The 19241-nt window shown below is 65.8% G+C and carries 11 protein-coding genes; 7 read left to right on the forward strand and 4 right to left on the reverse strand.

Annotation, left to right across the window (positions count from 1 at the left end):
* Positions 1-391: 391 nt before the first annotated feature.
* The 7 genes from H276_RS0117235 to H276_RS0117265 all read left to right on the forward strand — a co-directional run bounded on the left by H276_RS0117235 (position 392) and on the right by H276_RS0117265 (position 13601).
* Positions 392-3925: a DNA-directed RNA polymerase subunit beta gene (locus H276_RS0117235; protein ID WP_019972543.1), complete on the forward strand. Its 3534-nt coding sequence runs from the start codon at positions 392-394 to the stop codon at positions 3923-3925.
* Between the two features lie 61 nt (positions 3926-3986).
* Positions 3987-7940 carry a DNA-directed RNA polymerase subunit beta' gene (locus H276_RS0117240; protein WP_019972544.1) on the forward strand — a complete coding sequence of 1318 codons (3954 nt, stop codon included), beginning with the start codon at positions 3987-3989 and terminating at the stop codon, positions 7938-7940.
* Between the two features lie 359 nt (positions 7941-8299).
* Positions 8300-9055 (forward strand): deoxyribonuclease IV, encoded by a 756-nt coding sequence (locus H276_RS0117245; RefSeq protein WP_019972545.1) that lies wholly within the window; start codon positions 8300-8302, stop codon positions 9053-9055.
* A 69-nt stretch (positions 9056-9124) separates the two neighbouring features.
* The gene (locus tag H276_RS0117250) at positions 9125-10201 is read left to right on the forward strand and encodes a phosphatase PAP2 family protein (RefSeq protein WP_019972546.1); all 1077 of its coding nucleotides are present in this window, start codon (positions 9125-9127) and stop codon (positions 10199-10201) included.
* Between the two features lie 87 nt (positions 10202-10288).
* Positions 10289-12049 (forward strand): acyl-CoA dehydrogenase family protein, encoded by a 1761-nt coding sequence (locus tag H276_RS0117255; protein ID WP_019972547.1) that lies wholly within the window; start codon positions 10289-10291, stop codon positions 12047-12049.
* A 74-nt stretch (positions 12050-12123) separates the two neighbouring features.
* The gene (locus H276_RS0117260) at positions 12124-12837 is read left to right on the forward strand and encodes a PaaX family transcriptional regulator C-terminal domain-containing protein (protein WP_019972548.1); all 714 of its coding nucleotides are present in this window, start codon (positions 12124-12126) and stop codon (positions 12835-12837) included.
* Positions 12834-13601: a crotonase/enoyl-CoA hydratase family protein gene (locus H276_RS0117265; RefSeq protein WP_019972549.1), complete on the forward strand. Its 768-nt coding sequence runs from the start codon at positions 12834-12836 to the stop codon at positions 13599-13601. Before H276_RS0117260 ends, H276_RS0117265 begins: the two co-directional genes overlap by 4 nt.
* Positions 13602-13609: 8 nt before the next feature.
* Here the strand turns inward: H276_RS0117265 and H276_RS0117270 are convergent, their stop codons facing one another.
* The 4 genes from H276_RS0117270 to H276_RS0117285 form a co-directional block, all read right to left on the reverse strand.
* On the reverse strand, positions 13610-14377 hold the full coding sequence (locus H276_RS0117270) for an enoyl-CoA hydratase family protein (RefSeq protein ID WP_019972550.1): 768 nt from the start codon (positions 14375-14377) through the stop codon (positions 13610-13612).
* Between the two features lie 63 nt (positions 14378-14440).
* On the reverse strand, positions 14441-15607 hold the full coding sequence (locus H276_RS0117275) for an acyl-CoA dehydrogenase family protein (protein ID WP_019972551.1): 1167 nt from the start codon (positions 15605-15607) through the stop codon (positions 14441-14443).
* Entirely contained in the window at positions 15604-17559 is a 1956-nt protein-coding gene (locus H276_RS0117280; RefSeq protein WP_019972552.1) for a biotin carboxylase N-terminal domain-containing protein, read from the reverse strand. Before H276_RS0117280 ends, H276_RS0117275 begins: the two co-directional genes overlap by 4 nt.
* Positions 17560-17650: 91 nt before the next feature.
* Positions 17651-19240, reverse strand: coding sequence for an acyl-CoA carboxylase subunit beta (locus H276_RS0117285; protein ID WP_196807942.1), 1590 nt, complete (start codon positions 19238-19240; stop codon positions 17651-17653).
* Position 19241 lies beyond the last annotated feature (1 nt).

A 19241-nucleotide genomic window follows, 5' to 3' on the forward strand; every position in this document is an offset into this window, starting at 1 on the left:
GAAATATCCCGCGACGTCCGGTCAAGTTTCCTGGCTAAAGGAGCGTGTGAACTCTTGACTGACGAGCCCAGACGGGTCAATCTGTTGGTCAGCATGTGTGAACGGGTTCAGGACGCCAGCCAGCGACGAGTGACCCAGCTCATAGCATGGGTCTGTCTGGTTGAGGAATGCGCCGTTCTGCGCTATCGTTGGACGTTGCGCTGGCTGCATCCTGCCCACCTCACCTGTACCTGACATCGTGGTCCTAGTCTGAGCATTGCTCAGTACCTAGTCGCGTGCGTTGCGTCCGGGAGTTTGGACGAGGCTCAAAGCAGGAAAACGCCAGCCGAACCGACGCAGAACAGAGCGACAACAGGACCGGTGCAGTCCGGCATCCGAATCGTCGCGTGAGGTGCTGGAAGGATGCATCTTGGCAGTCTCTAGCCAGAGCACAGCGAACGCTAACACCAATAACTCCGTCCCAGGAGCACCGAACAGAGTTTCATTTGCCAAGCTCCGCGAGCCGCTTGAGGTTCCGGGGCTTCTCGACGTTCAGACCGATTCTTTCGAGTGGCTGGTCGGCTCCGACCGGTGGCGGCAGAACGCTGTCGACCGCGGTGACGACAATCCCGTCGGTGGCCTCGAAGAGGTCCTCGCCGAGCTCTCGCCGATCGAGGACTTCTCCGGCTCGATGTCGCTGAGCTTCTCCGACCCGCGTTTCGACGAGGTCAAGGCTCCGGTCGACGAGTGCAAAGACAAGGACATGACGTACGCGGCCCCGCTGTTCGTCACGGCCGAGTTCATCAACAACAACACCGGTGAGATCAAGAGCCAGACGGTCTTCATGGGTGACTTCCCGATGATGACCGAGAAGGGCACCTTCATCATCAACGGCACCGAGCGTGTCGTGGTGAGCCAGCTGGTCCGTTCGCCGGGTGTGTACTTCGACGAGAGCATCGACAAGTCGACCGAGAAGACCCTGCACAGCGTCAAGGTCATCCCCGGCCGCGGCGCGTGGCTGGAGTTCGACGTCGACAAGCGCGACACCGTCGGCGTGCGCATCGACCGCAAGCGCCGTCAGCCGGTCACCGTGCTGCTCAAGGCGCTGGGCTGGACCGCCGAGCAGATCACCGAGCGCTTCGGCTTCTCCGAGATCATGATGGGCACGCTGGAGAAGGACAGCACCGCAGGCACCGACGAGGCGCTGCTGGACATCTACCGCAAGCTGCGTCCGGGCGAGCCGCCGACCAAGGAGTCCGCGCAGACCCTGCTGGAGAACCTGTTCTTCAAGGAGAAGCGCTACGACCTGGCCCGCGTCGGCCGTTACAAGGTCAACAAGAAGCTGGGCCTCAACCCCAACAGCAAGGTCCAGCCATCCACTTCGACCACGCTGACCGAAGAAGACATCGTCGCGACCATCGAGTACCTCGTGCGCCTGCACGAGGGCCAGACCACGATGACGGTCCCCGATGGTGTCGAGGTTCCCGTAGAGGTCGACGACATCGACCACTTCGGCAACCGTCGTCTGCGTACCGTCGGCGAGCTGATCCAGAACCAGATCCGGGTCGGCCTCTCGCGTATGGAGCGTGTCGTCCGCGAGCGGATGACCACCCAGGACGTCGAGGCGATCACGCCGCAGACCCTGATCAACATCCGTCCCGTCGTGGCGGCGATCAAGGAGTTCTTCGGGACCAGCCAGCTGTCGCAGTTCATGGACCAGAACAACCCGCTGTCGGGTCTGACCCACAAGCGTCGTCTGTCGGCGCTGGGCCCCGGTGGTCTGTCCCGTGAGCGCGCCGGCCTTGAGGTCCGCGACGTGCACTCGTCGCACTACGGCCGCATGTGCCCGATCGAGACCCCTGAAGGTCCGAACATCGGTCTGATCGGCTCGTTGTCGGTGTACGCCCGGGTCAACCCGTTCGGCTTCATCGAGACCCCGTACCGCAAGGTCGTCGACGGTGTCGTCACCGACCAGATCGACTACCTGACCGCCGACGAGGAGGACCGCCACGTCGTGGCGCAGGCCAACTCGCCGACGACCGACACCGATGGCGGTGCCCGGTTCGTCGAAGAGCGCGTCATGGTCCGCAAGAAGGGCGGCGAGGTCGAGTTCGTGGCGGCCGACCAGGTCGACTACATGGACGTCTCGCCGCGCCAGATGGTGTCGGTCGCGACCGCGATGATCCCGTTCCTCGAGCACGACGACGCCAACCGCGCCCTGATGGGTGCCAACATGCAGCGCCAGGCGGTTCCGCTGGTGCGCAGCGAGGCCCCGCTGGTCGGTACCGGCATGGAACTGCGCGCCGCGATCGACGCCGGTGACGTGGTGGTCACGGCCAAGTCCGGTGTGGTCGAGGAAGTGTCCGCCGACTACGTCACCGTGATGGCCGACGACGGCACCCGGCACACCTACCGGATGCGCAAGTTCGCCCGGTCCAACCACGGCACGTGCGCCAACCAGCGTCCGATCGTGGACGCCGGGCAGCGCGTCGAGTCCGGCCAGGTGATCGCCGACGGTCCGTGCACCGAGAACGGTGAGATGGCCCTGGGCAAGAACCTGCTCGTGGCGATCATGCCGTGGGAAGGCCACAACTACGAGGACGCGATCATCCTCTCCAACCGCCTGGTGGAAGAGGACGTGCTGACTTCGATCCACATCGAGGAGCACGAGATCGATGCCCGCGACACCAAGCTGGGCGCCGAGGAGATCACCCGGGACATCCCGAACGTCTCCGATGAGGTCCTGGCCGATCTCGACGAGCGCGGCATCGTCCGCATCGGCGCCGAGGTCCGTGACGGCGACATCCTGGTCGGCAAGGTCACCCCGAAGGGTGAGACCGAGCTGACCCCGGAGGAGCGCCTGCTGCGTGCCATCTTCGGTGAGAAGGCCCGCGAGGTTCGCGACACGTCGCTCAAGGTTCCGCACGGTGAGTCCGGCAAGGTCATCGGCATCCGCGTGTTCTCGCGCGAGGACGACGACGAGCTGCCTGCCGGTGTCAACGAGCTGGTCCGCGTGTACGTCGCCCAGAAGCGCAAGATCTCCGACGGCGACAAGCTCGCCGGACGCCACGGCAACAAGGGCGTCATCGGCAAGATCCTGCCGGTCGAGGACATGCCGTTCCTGCCCGATGGCACCCCGGTGGACATCATCCTGAACACCCACGGTGTGCCGCGTCGTATGAACATCGGCCAGATCCTGGAAACCCACCTCGGATGGGTGGCCAAGGCCGGCTGGACCATAGATACGGACGCAGCTGGAGCACCTCCCGCTTGGGCGACCAAGCTGCCCGAGGATCTGTACAGCGCGCCGCGCGACAGCATCGTGAGCACCCCGGTGTTCGACGGTGCGCAGGAAGGTGAGCTGCAGGGCTTGCTCGGTTCGACGCTGCCGAACCGCGATGGCGAGGTCATGGTCGACGCCGACGGTAAGGCGACGCTGTTCGACGGGCGTTCCGGCGAACCGTTCCCGTACCCGGTGACGGTCGGCTACATGTACATCCTCAAGCTGCACCACCTAGTGGACGACAAGATCCACGCCCGCTCGACTGGCCCGTACTCGATGATCACCCAGCAACCGCTCGGTGGTAAGGCGCAGTTCGGTGGCCAGCGCTTCGGTGAGATGGAGTGCTGGGCCATGCAGGCCTACGGCGCTGCGTACACCCTGCAGGAGCTGCTGACGATCAAGTCCGACGACACGGTCGGCCGCGTGAAGGTCTACGAGGCCATCGTCAAGGGCGAGAACATCCCTGAACCCGGTATCCCCGAGTCGTTCAAGGTGCTTCTCAAGGAGCTGCAGTCGCTGTGCCTCAACGTCGAGGTGCTCTCCAGCGACGGCGCGGCGATCGAGATGCGTGACGGTGACGACGAGGACCTGGAGCGTGCCGCTGCCAACCTCGGTATCAACCTGTCGCGCAACGAGTCCGCCTCTGTCGAAGACTTGGCCTGATTCGCGGCACCGCCGCGGGCACTGAGTTGTTTTCTAGTCCCGAAAGGGGAAAGGGAGTTACGTGCTAGACGTCAACTTCTTCGATGAACTCCGCATCGGCCTCGCCACCGCGGACGACATCCGTAACTGGTCCTTCGGCGAGGTCAAGAAGCCGGAGACCATCAACTACCGCACGCTCAAGCCTGAGAAGGACGGCCTGTTCTGCGAGAAGATCTTCGGACCGACTCGCGACTGGGAGTGCTACTGCGGTAAGTACAAGCGCGTTCGCTTCAAGGGCATCATCTGTGAGCGCTGTGGCGTCGAGGTCACTCGCGCCAAGGTGCGTCGTGAGCGGATGGGCCACATCGAGCTGGCCGCGCCCGTCACGCACATCTGGTACTTCAAGGGCGTCCCGTCGCGCTTGGGCTACCTGCTGGACCTGGCCCCGAAGGATCTGGAAAAGATCATCTACTTCGCGGCCTACGTGATCACCGCAGTCGACGACGAGATGCGGCACAACGAGCTCTCCACGCTCGAGGCCGAGATGGCCGTCGAGCGCAAGGCCGTCGAGGACCAGCGTGACTCCGACCTGGAGGCGCGGGCCCAGAAGCTCGAGGCCGACATGGCCGAGCTCGAGGCCGAGGGTGCCAAGTCTGACGTGCGCCGCAAGGTGCGCGACGGCGGCGAGCGCGAGATGCGTCAGCTGCGTGACCGGGCCCAGCGCGAGCTGGACCGGCTCGACGAGATCTGGAGCACCTTCACCAAGCTGGCTCCCAAGCAGCTGATCGTGGACGAGGTGCTCTACCGCGAGCTGCAGGACCGCTACGGCGAGTACTTCACCGGCGCCATGGGCGCCGAGTCGATCAAGAAGCTCATCGAGAACTTCGACATCGACGCCGAGGCGGAGTCGCTGCGCGACACCATCAAGAACGGCAAGGGCCAGAAGAAGCTGCGCGCGCTCAAGCGCCTGAAGGTCGTCGCGGCCTTCCAGCAGTCCGGCAATTCGCCGATGGGCATGGTGCTCGACGCCGTCCCGGTGATCCCGCCGGAACTGCGCCCGATGGTTCAGCTCGACGGTGGCCGGTTCGCCACCTCCGACCTGAACGACCTGTACCGCCGCGTGATCAACCGCAACAACCGGCTCAAGCGACTGATCGACCTCGGCGCACCCGAGATCATCGTCAACAACGAGAAGCGCATGCTTCAGGAGTCCGTGGACGCGCTGTTCGACAACGGCCGTCGTGGTCGTCCCGTCACCGGGCCGGGCAACCGTCCGCTCAAGTCGCTGTCCGATCTGCTCAAGGGCAAGCAGGGCCGCTTCCGGCAGAACCTGCTCGGTAAGCGCGTGGATTACTCCGGTCGCTCCGTTATCGTCGTGGGTCCGCAGCTCAAGCTGCATCAGTGCGGTCTGCCCAAGCTGATGGCCCTGGAACTGTTCAAGCCGTTCGTGATGAAGCGTCTGGTCGACCTGAACCACGCGCAGAACATCAAGAGCGCCAAGCGCATGGTCGAGCGTCAGCGCCCGCAGGTGTGGGACGTCCTCGAAGAGGTCATCGCCGAGCACCCCGTGCTGCTGAACCGTGCACCTACGCTGCACCGCCTGGGCATCCAGGCCTTCGAGCCGCAGCTGGTGGAAGGCAAGGCCATCCAGCTGCACCCGCTGGTGTGTGAGGCGTTCAACGCCGACTTCGACGGTGACCAGATGGCCGTGCACCTGCCGCTGTCGGCAGAGGCGCAGGCCGAGGCGCGGATTCTCATGCTGTCCTCGAACAACATCCTGTCGCCTGCGTCGGGTAAGCCGCTGGCCATGCCGCGTCTGGACATGGTGACGGGGCTGTACTTCCTGACCACCGAGGTTCCCGGTGACATCGGCGAGTACACCCCGGCCGGTACGGACACCCCGGAGACCGGCGTGTATAGCAGCCCGGCCGAGGCCATCATGGCCCTCGACCGTGGTGCGCTGTCGGTGCGTGCCCGGATCAAGGTCCGGCTCACCGATCTGCGGCCGCCGGCCGACGTCGAGGCCCAGCTGTTCGAGGACGGCTGGAAGTACGGTGACGCCTGGATCGCGGACACCACGCTGGGTCGGGTGCTGTTCAACGAGTTGCTGCCGCACGGGTATCCGTTCGTCAACGAGCAGATGCACAAGAAGGTCCAGGCCCGGATCATCAACGATCTGGCCGAGCGTTACCCGATGATCGTGGTGGCGCAGACCGTCGACAAGCTCAAGGACGCCGGCTTCCACTGGGCCACCCGTTCGGGTGTCACGGTTTCGATGGCCGACGTTCTGGTGCCGCCGCAGAAGCAGGAGATCCTGGAGCGCCACGAGGCCGAGGCCGAGGCGATCGAGAAGAAGTACCAGCGCGGTGCGCTCAACCACACCGAGCGCAACGAGTCGCTGGTCAAGATCTGGCAGGACGCCACCGAAGAGGTCGGTAAGGCGATGGAGGAGTACTACCCGGCGGACAACCCGATCATCACGATCGTGAAGTCCGGCGCCACGGGTAACCTCACCCAGACCCGCACCCTGGCCGGCATGAAGGGCCTGGTGACCAACCCGAAGGGTGAGTTCATCCCGCGTCCCATCAAGTCCTCGTTCCGCGAGGGCCTGACGGTGCTGGAGTACTTCATCAACACCCACGGCGCTCGTAAGGGCCTCGCGGACACCGCTCTTCGTACCGCCGACTCGGGTTACCTGACCCGTCGTCTGGTCGACGTGTCGCAGGACGTCATCGTTCGCGAGACCGACTGTGAGACCGAGCGCGGCATCATCGTCACGCTGGCCGAGCGCGGCCACGACGGTTCGCTGATCCGCGATGCGCACGTCGAGACCTCGGCCTTCGCCCGGACTCTGGCGACCGACGCGGTCGACGCCAACGGCAAGGTGATCATCGAGCGCGGTCACGATCTCGGTGATCCGGCGATCGACGCGCTGCTGGCCGCGGGTATCTCGCAGGTGAAGGTGCGTTCGGTGCTGACCTGTGCGTCGGCTGCCGGCGTGTGTGCGAAGTGCTACGGCCGTTCGATGGCCACCGGCAAGCTGGTCGACATCGGCGAGGCCGTCGGCATCGTCGCCGCCCAGTCCATCGGTGAGCCCGGCACGCAGCTGACCATGCGTACCTTCCACCAGGGTGGTGTTACCGGTGGTGCGGACATCGTCGGTGGTCTGCCTCGCGTGCAGGAGCTGTTCGAGGCTCGTATCCCGCGGAACAAGGCGCCCATCGCCGACGTCGCGGGCCGCGTCCGGCTGGAGGAGAGCGACAAGTTCTTCAAGATCACCATCGTCCCCGACGATGGCGGCGAGGAAGTTGTCTACGACAAGCTCACCAAGCGTCAGCGCCTGCGGGTCATCACGCACGAGGACGGCTCGGAGGGCGTGCTCTCCGACGGCGACCACGTCGAGGTCGGCGACCAGCTGATGGAAGGCTCCGCCGATCCGCACGAGGTGCTGCGTGTCCAGGGCCCCCGCGAGGTGCAGATTCACCTCGTCAAGGAGGTCCAGGAGGTCTACCGGGCCCAGGGTGTGTCGATCCACGACAAGCACATCGAGGTCATCGTCCGGCAGATGCTGCGTCGCGTCACGATCATCGATTCGGGTTCGACGGAGTTCCTGCCCGGCTCGCTGACCGAGCGTGCCGAGTTCGAGACCGAGAACCGTCGCGTCGTGGCCGAGGGCGGCGAGCCCGCGGCCGGACGTCCGGTGCTGATGGGTATCACCAAGGCGAGCCTCGCCACCGATTCGTGGCTGTCGGCGGCGTCGTTCCAGGAGACCACTCGCGTGCTGACCGATGCGGCGATCAACTGCCGCAGCGACAAGCTGCAGGGTCTGAAGGAGAACGTGATCATCGGCAAGCTGATCCCGGCCGGTACCGGTATCAACCGCTACCGCAACATCCAGGTGCAGCCCACCGAAGAGGCCCGCGCTGCTGCGTACACGATCCCGTCCTACGAGGATCAGTACTACAGCCCGGACTTCGGCCAGGCCACCGGTGCTGCGGTGCCGCTGGACGATTACGGCTACTCGGACTACCGCTAGTCACTACGGAAAAGCCCCCGCTTCGGCGGGGGCTTTTGCGTCTGCGGGTCCGGTCGGCCGTGCAGGCTGCGGCTCTGTGCGGGCCGGTCGCGCTCCGTCGCCGATGGGCTCTGTCACGGACTACTCTGTCGCCGACTGCTTTGTCGCCGGGACGGCTCTGTCACGCCAGAGTGGCTCCCGACGCTGAGAGCCACTCTGGCGTGACGCTCGACAAGTGGGGCCGACATGACAGCCTCGGCTCGCCACTCTGGCGTGACACTCGAGCGCGACAGTCACTCTGGCGTGACAGACCCCGCGCCCCTGCAGGGATGACAATGCGGGTAGGCGGGCGTGTCGCTGGGGCTCACTAGACTGGCGGCGTGCTCATCGGTTCGCATGTAGACAACACTGACCCGCTGGCCGCGGCGGCCGCTGACGGCGCCGACGTCGTGCAGTTCTTCCTCGGCAACCCGCAGAGCTGGAAGAAACCGAAGCCTCGCGAAGATGCCGCCGTGCTCAAGGCCGCGAGCGTTCCGCTGTACGTGCATGCGCCGTACCTCATCAATGTCGCGTCCGCGAACAACCGGGTGCGCATCCCATCCCGCAAGATCCTGCAGGACACGTGCGACGCTGCCGCCGAGATCGGCGCCACCGCAGTGATCGTGCACGGCGGGCATGCCGATGACAACGACATGGAGGCCGGGTTCGAGCGCTGGGGCAAGGCGCTCGACTATCTGAATTCCGACGTACCGGTGTATCTGGAGAACACCGCGGGTGGGGACCACGCCATGGCCCGCCATTTCGACACCATCGCCCGGCTGTGGGACCGCATCGGTGACAAGGGTATTGGCTTCTGCCTGGACACCTGCCACGCATGGGCCGCGGGCGAGGCGCTGGTCGACGCGGTGGACCGCATCAAGGCCATCACCGGGCGCATCGATCTGGTGCACTGCAACGACTCCCGGGATGCCGCAGGCTCCGGCGCCGACCGGCACGCCAATTTCGGTCTGGGACAGATCGATCCACACCTGCTGGCCGCGGTGGTCAACGCCGCCGACGCTCCGGTGATCTGTGAGACGTCCGAGGAAGGTCGCAAGGACGACATCGCGTTCCTCCGCGAGCACACTGTGGGCTGAGCCGCCACGCCAGAAACGGTTCCCAAACGGGGGGTTAGCGGCCGGTGAACTAGCCTTGTCCGGGTGTCCATGATTGACGAAGGGCAGTCAATCGTGCGATCACCGGTCGATCCTCCAGCGGAGGCCGCCGCGCGCCGCGCGCTTTTGTTGCGTATCGTGCGCTATCTAGCGGTCGCGGTCTGGGCTGTCATCGTCGGTTATCGGACGGTCACCGACGGTTTCGCATTCAATCGAGAACTGTTGCTGCTCTACATCTCTACGGGCCTGCTGGCCGCCAGCATCGGACAGGGCCGGCGCATGCTCTACGTCATCCGAGACTGGCTTCCGTTCGCGTTGGTGCTCGTCGCCTACGACTTCAGCAGGGGAGCGGCGACGTTGATCGGGCGGCCGACCCTCTGGCAGTGGCAGGTCAACGCGGACCGCTGGATGTTCTTCGGGACAGTACCGACGGTGTGGCTACAGGAACGACTCAAGGCTCTGAACCCGCCGTGGTGGGAGATCGTGATCAGCACGGTCTACATGTCGTTCTTCATCCTGCCGTACGTTGTCGCCGGGGTGTTGTGGCTGCGTGACCGTGAGGAGTGGAAACGGTTCGTGCGGCTGTTCGTCGGGCTGTCGTTCGCGGCACTGATGATTTATGCGTTGCTGCCCGCCGCGCCGCCGTGGGCTGCAGCCCGGTGTACCGCAGATGATGTCGACGGTGGTCCGTCCGGCCCGCGGTGCATGTTCCGCTCGGCGCGCGAGACCACCAACGGCGGACTGCTCGGGGCGATGCAGGGCAACCGGGACGGCGGGCATGAGTGGATCGAGCGAATCGTCACGCGCGGCTGGGGCAAGCTCAACCTGCACACTGCGACAGCGTTGATCGATCAAGGCCAGGCGAGCGTAAATCTGGTGGCGGCCATTCCATCACTACATGCCGGACTGACAGCGGCGGTCTCGGCGTTTCTGTGGAACCGCGTCAACCGCGGCTGGCGGCCGGTCTTGGTGGGTTACGTCCTGATCATGGCATTCACGTTGGTCTACACCGCCGAGCACTACGTGATCGATATCCTGCTGGGCTGGGCCTTGGCGGCCGTAGTGGTGACGGTGTTGAACCGCTATGAAGCGCGGCGGTCCGCACGCGAATCCGACGTCGGCGCCTAGAGATGTCTGCTCGCAAACGCGGGCACGGGGGTTTCCGGCGGTCATTACAACTCTTGAACAACTGTCGAGAAACTGTAACACTGGGGTATGGCTCACAATCCTGCGCTCCTCGCGTCCGCGGTTGACCCTGCGCTCCTCGCGTCCGCGGTTGACCCTGCGCTCCTCGCGTCCGCGGTTGACCCTGCGCTCCTCGCGTCCGCGGCCACCCACGTCGTCACCAATCAGGTCCCGCCGCTCGAGAACTTCAACTCCGCGGCCTCACCGGTGTTGACCGAGGCACTCATTCGCGAAGGTGGTGAGTGGGGTCTCGACGAGGTCAACGCGGTCGGTGCGCTCAGCGGCAGCGCCCAGGTCCAGCGCTGGGGCGAGCTTGCCGACCGCAACCAGCCGATCCTGCACACCCACGACCAATACGGCTACCGCGTCGACGAGGTCGAATACGACCCGGCCTACCACGAGCTGATGGCCGCGGCGATCAAGCACGGCTTGCACGCGGCACCATGGGCCGATGACCGGCCCGGATCCCACGTGGTGCGCGCCGCCAAGACCTCGGTGTGGACCGCCGAGCCCGGTCACATGTGTCCGATCTCGATGACATACGCCGTGGTCCCCGCGCTGCGGTTCAACCCAAAGCTGGCCAAGGTTTACGAACCCCTGCTGACCAGTCGAGTCTACGACCCCGAGCTCAAGGTGCCGTCGACCAAACCCGGCATCACCGCGGGCATGTCGATGACCGAGAAGCAAGGTGGCTCCGACGTCCGGGCCGGTACCACGCAGGCTGTGCCCAACGGTGACGGCACCTACTCGCTCACCGGGCACAAATGGTTCACCTCGGCGCCGATGGGCGACATCTTCTTGGTGTTGGCCCAAGCGCGCAGAGACGAGCGAAGCGACGGAGGATCGTCCGGTGGGCTGAGCTGTTTCTTCCTGCCGCGGGTGCTGCCCGATGGCAGCCGCAACCGAATGTTCTTGCAGCGCCTCAAGGACAAGCTCGGAAATCATGCCAATGCCTCCGGCGAGGTCGAGTACGACGGCGCGGTGGCGTGGCTGGTCGGCGAGGAAGGTCAGGGTGTGAAGACCATCATCGAGATGGTCAACCTGACCCGGCTCGACTGTACGTTGGGCAGCGCCACCAGTATGCGTACCGGGCTGAGCCGTGCGGTGCACCACGCCCAGCACCGAAAGGTGTTCGGCACCTACTTGATTGACCAGCCATTGATGCGCAACGTACTTGCCGACCTCGCCGTGGAAGCCGAAGCGGCCACGATGCTCGCCATGCGGATGGCCGGGGCCACCGACAAGGCGGTGCGCGGCGACGAACGCGAAGCGCTACTGCGCCGCATCGGGTTGGCTGCCGGAAAATACTGGGTGTGCAAGCGCGCTACCCCGCACGCGGGTGAGACGATGGAATGCCTGGGCGGCAACGGCTACGTCGAGGAATCCGGTATGCCGCGGTTGTACCGCGAGGCTCCGCTGATGGGCATCTGGGAGGGTTCCGGCAACGTCAGCGCCCTGGATACGTTGCGCGCCATGGCTACTCGCCCCGAGTGTGTCGAAGTGATGTTCGACGAGTTGGCGCTGGGACAGGATCCACGGCTGGACGCCCACGCCGCGGCGCTCAAGGAGCAGCTCGGCACGTTCGACAACATCGAATACCGCGCCCGAAAGATCGCCGAGGACATCAGCCTGGCCCTGCAGGGCTCGCTGCTGATCCGCCACGGTCACCCGGCGGTGGCCGAGGCGTTCCTGGCCAGCCGGCTCGGCGGGCAGTGGGGCGGTGCCTTCGGAACCCTGCCCGCCGGGCTGGATCTCGCCCCGATCATCGAGCGCGCGTTGGTCAAGGGATGATTTCCAACCCCTCGCGAGGAGCGGTGACGGCACGGCCGCCAGCCGGGGTCTGACGGGTGCCTGCCCTGAACCGGATGACGGCCCGTTCGGTCGTGCTGAGCGTACTGCTCGGGGCGCACCCCGCATGGGCGAGTGCAGCTGAACTGATCAGGCTCACAGCGGATTTCGATATCAAGGAAACCGCGTTGCGGGTCGCGCTCACTCGCATGGTCGCGGCGGGTGACCTGGTGCGCTCCGAGGACGGCTATCGACTGGCCGACCGACTGCTGGCCCGGCAGCGCCGCCAAGACGACGCCATCAACCCCCGGCTGCGCCCAGACAACGGGGAATGGCTCACCCTCGTCATCACCAGTGTCGGCACCGACGCACGTACCCGCGCCGCCCTGCGAATCACTTTGCAGCAGTATCGTTTTGCTGAGTTGCGTGAGGGGGTATGGATGCGGCCCGACAATCTCGACCAGGTGCTGCCGCAGGAAATCACCGAACGAGTGCGGATACTGCACACCCGCGACGACGACCCGTTCGATCTGGTCGGCCGGTTGTGGGATCTGCCCGGTTGGGTCCGGGCGAGCCTCCGGTTGTTGGACGATATCGCGTCCGCCACCGATGTTCCGGGCCGGTTCGTGGCGGCCGCGGGTATCGTGCGGCATCTACTCACCGACCCGGTGCTGCCCGACGAACTGTTGCCTGCAGACTGGCCCGGCACGCAACTGCGCACGGCGTACACCGATTTTGCCGCCGAACTCGTCGCGCGGCGCGACCGGGAAGAACTCATGGAGGCGACATGACCGAACCCGTCCGAACCGAGCGCGACGGCGCGGTGACCACCGTCATCCTGCATCGTCCGCACGCGCGCAATGCGGTGGACGGACCTACCGCGGCCGCGCTGGTCGCCGCGTTCGAAGAATTCGACGCCGACGATGCCGCATCGGTCGCCGTGTTGTGGGGCGATGGTGGAACATTCTGTGCCGGAGCCGATCTCAAGGCGTTCGGCACGCCGCAGTCCAACACCCTCAGCCCGGTTGGTCCGGGTCCGATGGGGCCGAGCCGGATGGTCCTGTCCAAGCCGGTGATCGCAGCCATCAGCGGCTACGCGGTGGCCGGTGGCTTGGAGTTGGCGCTGTGGTGCGACCTGCGGGTGGTCGAAGAGGATGCGGTGCTGGGCGTGTTCTGCCGACGCTGGGGCGTTCCGCTCATCGACGGCGGCACCGTGCGCCTGCCGAGGCTCATCGGCGAAAGCCGGGCCATGGACCTGATTCTGACGGGCCGCGCCGTCGACGCCGCTGAGGCCCACGCGATCGGCCTGGCCAACAGAGTAGTTCCCAAGGGCGATGCCCGAACCGAGGCCGAGGAGCTGGCAGCGCAACTGGCGGCCTTACCCCAGCGGTGCCTGCGGGCCGATCGCCTGTCCGCGCTACACCAATGGGGCCAAACAGAGCAAGCTGCAATGGAATTCGAGTTCGACAGTATCGAACGGGTCAAGCACGAGGCCGCACACGGGGCCGGCCGGTTCGCGGCGGGCGCAGGCCGCCACGGCGCCAGCGCGAACTGAGGCCCGGCTCAACCGATCCAGCTCGGCCGGCGTTTCTGCAGGAAGGCCAGCATCCCCTCCCGTGCTTCGTCGGAGGCGAACAGTTCGGCCGACAGTCGGGTCAACTCCTCGGCATGCTCGTCGAACGACCTGAGAATCGCCGCGGTCGTCAGCGCCTTCGACATCGCCAGACCCTGCGGTGAACCCTTGGCGATTTCGGCGGTCAGACCCGCGACAGTGCCCTCGAGGTCGTCGGAGGCCACGGTGATCAACCCGATCGCGGCAGCCTCGGCGGAGCCGAACTTCTCTCCGGTGACGAAGTAGCGGCCCGCCGAGCGCGGTGACATCTTCGGCAACAGTGTCAGCGAGATGATCGATGGCGCAACGCCGATCCTTGCCTCGGTGAGGGCGAACGTGCTGTTGTGCCCGGCCACCACAAGGTCGCAGGCGCCGACCAGGCCCAGGCCCCCGGCCCGGACATGGCCGTCGATCGCCCCGATGACAGGCACGGGCAGCTCGAGGATCGCGCGCAACGTCTTCGTCATCTCACGCGCCCGATCGACCGCGACGTCACCCGGTTCGCGACCCGCCGCTTCGCTCAGATCTGCACCCGCACAGAATGTTCCACCGGTATGGCCAAGGACCACCACCCGCACCGCCGGGTCGGCGGTCGCTCGCGCCAGGCCGTGGTGCAATTGATCGACCAGGGCCGTAGACAGTGCGTTGCGGTTGTGCGGTGAGTCGAGGGTCAACCGGGCGACGGCACCGTCGGCTGCGTATTGGACGAGTTCGCTCATCAGTGCCGTTTCTTCTTCGCGCAAGCGCTCATCAGTATCGTTTCTTCTTCGCGCAAGCGCTCATCAGTATGACCGGGGGAGGCCCAACGACGTCTGCGCCACGAAGTTGAGAATCATCTCGCGGCTGACCGGGGCGATGCGGGCCAGCTTCGACGCGGTAACGGCCGCGGCGATGCCGTACTCCTTGGTCAGACCGTTGCCGCCGAGCGACTGCACGGCCTGGTCGACGGCCCGCACCGACGCTTCGCCCGCGGCGTACTTGGCCATGTTGGCGGCCTCGGCCGCACCTGCGTCGTCGCCGGCGTCATACAGGGTCGCGGCCTTCTGCATCATGAGCTTGGCCAGTTCGATCTCGATGTGGTTCTGCGCCAAAGGATGTGACAAGCCTTGGTGCGAGCCGATCGGAACCTTCCAGACCTGGCGGGTCTTGACGTACTCGACGGCCTTGTTGATTGCGAACCGGCCCATGCCGACCGCGCTGGCCGCACCCATGATGCGCTCGGGGTTCAGCCCGGCGAACAGTTGCGCGATCGCAGCGTCCTCGGAGCCGACCAGGGCATCGGCGGGCAGTCGCACGTCGTCGAGGAATACCTGGAATTGGTTTTCCGGGCTGGTGATCTCCATCTCGATCTTGGTCCAGTTCAGGCCCGGGGTGTCGGTCGGGACGACGAACAGCGCGGGACGCAGAGATTCCGACTTGTGAACTCCCTCTTTGTAGGCGCGGCCGACGACGAGCACGGCCTGAGCCTGGTCAATGCCGGAGATGAACGTTTTCTGCCCCTTGAGGATCCAGTCGCTGCCATCGCGGTGGGCCGTGGTGGTGATGCGGTGGCTGTTCGACCCGGCATCCGGTTCGGTGATCGCGAAGGCCATGGTGATAGAGCCGTCCGCGATGCCGGGGATCCAGCGCTTCTTCTGCTCGTCGGTGCCGAACTTCGAGATGATGGTGCCGTTGATGGCGGGGGACACCACCATCATCAGCAGCGCCGACCCTGCCGCCGACATCTCCTCCATAACCAGGCTCAGCTCATACATGCCGGCGCCACCGCCGCCGTACTCCTCGGGCAGATTGACCCCGATGAAGCCGAGTTTCCCTGCCTCACTCCATAGTTCAGTGGTGTGCTGGCCGGACCGGGCCTTCTCCAGGTAGTAGTCCTGACCGTAGTTGGTGGCCATCGCGGCCACCGCCTGGCGCAGCGCCTGCTGTTCCTCGGTTTCGACGAAGTTCACTGTTGTTCTCCTCCTTGAGATGACGCCGCTTCCACGCGGGCAAGGACGGCGCCCACCTCGACCTGCTGGCCCGCGGTGACATTGAGTTCGGTCAGCACCCCATCCTCGGGTGCGGCGATGGTGTGTTCCATCTTCATCGCCTCGAGCCAGATCAACGGCTGCCCGGCGGTGACGCTGTCGCCCGCGGCAGCGCCGACCCGCACCACTGAACCGGGCATGGGCGCGAGCAGCGAGCCGTGCGCGACGGCATCGTTGGGATCGGGAAAGCGGGGCAGCGCGGTGAATTGCACCGGGCCCAGCGGTGAATCGACGAAAACGTCAGGGGCGTCGGGGTTCCCGTACCGGGCTACGTCGAACGCCCACTCGACGCCGTCGACTCCCAGCACCACATGCTCAGGCTTCGCGGTAACGAGCGTGACGTCGGGGTGGTCAGGCAGTTCCACACCGGTGCGGGCGAACCGGTACCGCACGCTGTGCTCGGTATCGGCCTCGCGATAGGTCCTGGTCTGATAACCCGACGCCAGGTTGCGCCACCCGCTCGGAGCGGCCCTGAAAACCTTCGCGGTGTCGCGGCTCTGCGCTGCATCGGCCAGCGCGGCGGCGACGGCGCTCAGCGTCACCGACCCCGGTGAGCTGAGCGGGGCAGCCAGCACCTCCAGACCATGCGTGTCGAAGAATGCGGTGTCGGTGGCCCCGTCCAAAAACGCAGGATGGCGCAGCACGTTCACCAGCAGATCCCGGTTCGTGCGGACCCCGTGGATCTTCGTGCGGGCCAACGCATCCGCCAGAACTCCGGCGGCCTGTCGACGCGTCGGCGCGAAGGAGATGATCTTGGCCAGCATCGGATCGTAGAAGATCGAGACCACTGACCCGTCCTCGATGCCGGCGTCGACGCGGACCTGTCCGGGCACGGCGAACCGGTGCACGGGGCCAGCCTGCGGTTGCCAACCTTTGGCCGGATCCTCGGCGTAGAGGCGAGCCTCGATCGAGGAGCCTCGAGCCGGCGGCGGCTCGGGATCGAGCCGACCACCGTCGGCAACCGCGATCTGCAGCTCGACCAGATCGAGCCCTGTGGTGGCCTCGGTGACCGGATGCTCGACCTGCAGGCGCGTGTTCATCTCCAGGAAGAAGAAGTCACCGTCTTCGGAAGCCATGAATTCGACGGTCCCCGCACCGGTGTAGCCGATGGCCTCCGCGGCCAGCCGGGCCGCCTCGAACAGCTTGGCCCGCATGCCCGGCGTGCGTTCGACGAGGGGCGACGGCGCTTCTTCGATGATCTTCTGATGGCGACGCTGGATCGAGCATTCGCGTTCGCCGACCGCCCAGACCGTGCCGTGCGCGTCGGCCATCACCTGGACCTCGACATGGTGACCGGCGGGCAGATACCGTTCGCAGAACACCGTGGGATCGCCGAACGCCGACTGAGCCTCGCGTTGCGCCGCGGCGACTTCGCTTGCCAGCGCGTCGAGTTCCCGCACGACACGCATACCGCGTCCCCCGCCGCCGGCAGACGCCTTCACCAGCACCGGCAGCTGCTCGGCCGTCACGCTGTCCGGCGAGAGCTCGTCAAGCACCGGCACGCCGGCCGCGGCCATCATCTTCTTGGCCTCGATCTTGGAGCCCATCGCCTGCACCGCGGGTACCGGCGGGCCGATCCAGGTCAGCCCGGCATCGATCACCGCTGCCGCGAAATCTGCGTTCTCCGAGAGGAATCCGTAGCCGGGGTGGATCGCGTCGGCACCCGCGGCACGAGCGGCCTCGATGATCTGCGCGGCGTCGAGATAGGCGGTGTTACCGGTGAGACGCACCCGCGCGTCGGCCTCGGTGACGTGGGGAGATTCGGCATCGGGATCGGTGTACACCGCGACGGTGCCGATACCCAGGCGGCGGCACGTGGCGAACACCCGACGGGCAATCTCGCCGCGGTTGGCGACCAGAACTCTGGCGATCATCTTCCTCCTCCGCCGAAACGACGCTTTTTGGCGGGATTCGGTCCGAAAGTCGACAGAATGCGTAGTCCCGGCGCAGGCATGTGATGCCCCCTCACATCCGGAAGACGCCGAAGTTCGACGTTCCCTCGATCGGGCCATTGGCGATGGCGGACAGGCACATTCCCAGCACCGTGCGGGTGTCGCGGGGGTCGATGACCCCGTCGTCGTACAGCCGGCCGGATAGGAACATCGGTAGCGATTCGGCCTCGATCTGGGCCTCGACCGCCGCCCGCAGCGCGGCATCGGCAGCCTCGTCGACCTCCTGGCCGCGCGCCTCGGCGGCCGCGCGGCTGACGATCGAGAGCACGCCGGCCAACTGCGCGCCGCCCATTACCGCCGATTTCGCGCTGGGCCAGGCGAACAGGAACCGGGGATCGTAGGCGCGCCCGCACATGCCGTAGTGTCCGGCACCGTAGGAGGCGCCGATCAGCAGAGAGATGTGCGGCACCTTCGAATTGGACACGGCGTTGATCATCATCGAGCCGTGCTTGATCATGCCGCCCTCTTCGTACTGCTTACCCACCATGTATCCAGTGGTGTTGTGCAGAAACAGAAGCGGGGTATCGGCCCGGTTGGCCAACTGGATGAACTGCGTGGCCTTCTGGGATTCCTCGCTGAACAGCACGCCGCGCGCATTGGCCAGGATGCCGATCGGGTAGCCGTACAGCGTGGCCCAGCCCGTCACCAACGATGACCCGTACAGCGGCTTGAACTCGTCGAAGTCCGAGCCGTCGACAATACGAGCGATGACGTCGCGCGGATCGAACGGGATCCGCAGATCCGCGGGCACGATGCCGACGAGTTCTTCGGAATCGAACAGTGGCTCGATGACCGGGGCCGGTGCCGGGCCCTGCTTGCGCCAGTTCAACCGGGCCACGATGCGCCGGCCGATCCGGATGGCGTCGAGCTCGTCGGCGGCCAGGTAATCACCGAGACCCGATGTGCGGGCATGCATCTCGGCGCCACCGAGCGACTCGTCATCGGACTCCTCGCCGGTCGCCATCTTCACCAGCGGCGGTCCGGCCAGGAACACTTTGGACAGCGCGTGGATCATCACGACGTGATCGGACATGCCCGGCACGTACGCACCGCCTGCGGTCGAGTTGCCGAACACCAGGGCGATCGTCGGTATGCCCGCGGCCGAAAGCCTGGTCAGGTCCCGGAACATCTGCCCACCCGGGATGAAGATCTCCTTCTGGGTGGGTAGATCGGCTCCGCCCGACTCCACCAGTGAGATCACCGGAAGCCGGTTCTGCAGCGCAATCTGGTTGGTGCGCAGGATCTTTTTCAGTGTCCAGGGGTTGCTGGTGCCCCCCTTGACGGTCGGGTCGTTGGCGACGATCAGGCATTCGACACCTTCGACCGCGCCGATGCCGGCCACGACGCTGGCGCCGACGGCGAAGTCGCTGCCCCACGCCGCCAGCGGGCTCAGTTCCAGGAACGGTGCGTCGGGGTCCAGCAGCAGCTCGATGCGTTCGCGTGCGGTGAGCTTGCCGCGGGAGTGGTGCCGGTCCACGTACTTGGGCCCGCCACCGGCCAGTGCCTTTGCGTGCTCGGCCTCGAGTTCGGCCAGCTTGGCGGTCATCACCTCTGCAGCCTCGGTAAACCCGGGGGAGTGGCGGTCGACCGTCGATTTCAGGATT

It is taken from the genome of Mycobacterium sp. 141, from assembly GCF_000382405.1.
In the GTDB taxonomy this organism is placed as follows: domain Bacteria; phylum Actinomycetota; class Actinomycetes; order Mycobacteriales; family Mycobacteriaceae; genus Mycobacterium.

Bases quoted from the DNA above. Each gene is read 5' to 3' on its own strand.
- H276_RS0117250 (WP_019972546.1), top strand. From the start codon at position 9,125: ATGATTGACGAAGGGCAGTCAATCGTGCGATCACCGGTCGATCCTCCA.
- H276_RS0117255 (WP_019972547.1), top strand. From the start codon at position 10,289: ATGGCTCACAATCCTGCGCTCCTCGCGTCCGCGGTTGACCCTGCGCTC.
- H276_RS0117260 (WP_019972548.1), top strand. From the start codon at position 12,124: ATGACGGCCCGTTCGGTCGTGCTGAGCGTACTGCTCGGGGCGCACCCC.
- H276_RS0117265 (WP_019972549.1), top strand. From the start codon at position 12,834: ATGACCGAACCCGTCCGAACCGAGCGCGACGGCGCGGTGACCACCGTC.
- H276_RS0117270 (WP_019972550.1), bottom strand. From the start codon at position 14,377: ATGAGCGAACTCGTCCAATACGCAGCCGACGGTGCCGTCGCCCGGTTG.
- H276_RS0117280 (WP_019972552.1), bottom strand. From the start codon at position 17,559: ATGATCGCCAGAGTTCTGGTCGCCAACCGCGGCGAGATTGCCCGTCGG.